This is a genomic window from Burkholderia sp. Se-20378 (assembly GCF_017104665.1).
GTDB classification, from domain to species: Bacteria; Pseudomonadota; Gammaproteobacteria; order Burkholderiales; family Burkholderiaceae; genus Burkholderia; species Burkholderia lata.
Genome location: NZ_JAAGPG010000874.1, coordinates 1 through 2,134, shown reverse-complemented (window position 1 = coordinate 2,134; position 2,134 = coordinate 1). Strand labels below are relative to the sequence as shown.

2 protein-coding genes and 1 pseudogene are annotated in these 2,134 nt (G+C 67.6%); all 3 read right to left on the bottom strand.

The features are described 5' to 3' along the window. Nucleotides 1-460: biotin-dependent carboxyltransferase family protein (locus G3N93_RS38480; protein ID WP_374196555.1), on the bottom strand; the 460-nt coding region annotated here is incomplete at its 3' end. Then, on the bottom strand, nt 450-1,325 hold the full coding sequence (locus tag G3N93_RS38475; protein ID WP_174937674.1) for an allophanate hydrolase subunit 1: 876 nt from the start codon (nt 1,323-1,325) through the stop codon (nt 450-452). The genes G3N93_RS38475 and G3N93_RS38480, both read right to left, overlap by 11 nt. Continuing rightward, nucleotides 1,322-2,134, bottom strand: a pseudogene (locus G3N93_RS38470) (acetyl-CoA carboxylase biotin carboxylase subunit); the annotation flags it as partial. The gene G3N93_RS38475 and the pseudogene G3N93_RS38470, both read right to left, overlap by 4 nt.

The following is a 2,134-nucleotide window of genomic DNA, read 5'->3' as shown; positions in this document are numbered from 1 at the left end:
CTTTCTGCAGGCGCCGGCCCGCGTGGCCGCCGATCGCGCCGAGCGTGTAGGTCGAGCGGCTGCCGAGCACGACCGGCACGTCGATGCCGCCCGCGACGGCGAGATACGCGCGCGCGCCGGCCTTCACGTAGTTGAACGACAGCACGCTGCCCGCGCGGATCCGCAGCGCGACGTTGCAGCGCTGGCCGATGCCGTCGATCTTCGGCGTCATCTCGGCGCCGGTGACGGCGATCAGCGCATCCGCATGGAACATCAGCTCGGGGCCGAGCAGCGTGCATTCGAGCACGGCGGCTTCTTCGGGATTGCCGACCAGCAGGTTCGCCGCACGCGATGCGTACTGGTCGAGCGAGCCCGACGGCGGAATGCCCACGTGGTAATAGCCTTGTCGGCCCATGTCCTGGACCGACGTCGCGAGGCCGGGTTTGACGACCTCGATCAGGTTGTGCGCGTCAGCTTGCATGCAGCACCTCGACGAGAGAGCGGTTGACCGCATCGGGATCGCGCAGGAAGGCGTCGAGCGAGAATTTCACCGGGCGCACGCGCAGGGAGAAGGTGCCGGCTTCGACGTCGGCCACCGCGGCATCGTAGGTCGCACGATCGATCGGCTGGAATTTCACGATGTCGCCGGGCCGGAAGAACACCATGAAGTCGCGCAGGTAGCCGAGCCGCTGCTCGGGATCGAAGATCGGCGCCGGCGTCACGCCGAACATCTGGTAGCCGCCCGCGCCGCGCACCGAGTAGATGCAGCCGAAACAGCCGCCGTGGCCGACCGTCAGCTTCGGCGTGTCGGTGCGCGGCCGCAGGTACTTCGGCACTTCGAGCTGGCGTTCGCGCTCGACCATCTGGTACATGAACGGCAGGCCCGCGACGAAGCCGACCATCGACACGAACCACGGCGAGCCCGAGTGCGCGGCGATGAATTCATCGACGTCGCGCTTGCCGTTGATGCGGGCCGCGTATTCGAGATCGGTCGACGACGGATCCTGGTGGCGTTCGCGAAACCGCATCAGCGTCTCGTGCGTCCACGGGTCGTTGTAGAGCACCGGCACCTCGACGATGCGCGTGTCGAGTTCGAGCGGCGCGTCGCCGACTTCGGCCTCGATCGTCTTCAGCAGCGCGACGAGCGCGTCGGGCTCGATCACGTCCGGGTCGTAGCGCACCTGGTAGGACGCATTCGCCGGACAGATCTCGGTGATGCCCGGCACCGCGCGGCGCTGCAGTTCGCGCGTGATCGCCGTGCCCTTGAAGAACGCATCGAGCGACATCGATTCGCTGATTTCGACGAACACGAACTCGTCGCCGCCGAACGTATAACGGGTCGTCACATCGCCTCCCCGACGCGCACGGCGTCTGCATTGTCGGCTGCGTGTCGTTGCGCGGCGGCGGCTTCGCGCCAGCGCGGCATCCACGCTTCGAGAAAATTCGTGTGATAGCGCCCGGCGCGCACGTCGTCGTCCGCGAGCAGTGCGACGTGCAGCGGCGCGGTCGTCTTCAGGCCGCCGACCTGCAGCTCGCCCAGTGCGCGGGCCATCCGCTGCAGCGCGGCCGCGCGGCTCTCGTCGTGCACGATCAGCTTCGCGAGCAATGAATCGTAGAACGGCGGCACGACGTAGCCCGGGTAGAGCAGCGAATCGACGCGTACGCCCGGGCCGGTCGGCCACACGAGTTCGTCGATCCGGCCGGGGTTCGGGCGGAAATCCTGCAGCGGATCTTCCGCGTTGATCCGGCATTCGAGCGCCGCGCCGCGCATCGTGATGTCGTGCTGCGCGAAGCGCAGCGGCTCGCCGTCGGCGATGCGCAGCGTCTCGCGCACGAGATCGATGCCGGTGATCGCCTCGGTCACCGGATGCTCGACCTGGATGCGCGTGTTCATCTCGATGAAGTAGAACTCGCCGCGTGCGTCGTCGAACAGGTATTCGAGCGTGCCCGCGCTGCGATAGCCAACCTCTTGCGCAAGACGCGTGGCCGATGCGCACAGCGCATTGCGCTGCGCAGGCGTCAGCGAAGGCGACGGCGCTTCCTCGAGGATTTTCTGGCGCCGCCGCTGCAGCGAGCATTCGCGTTCGAACAGGTGGACGACGTTGCGGCCGTCGCCGAGCACCTGCACCTCGATGTGGCGCGCCCGTGCGATGAA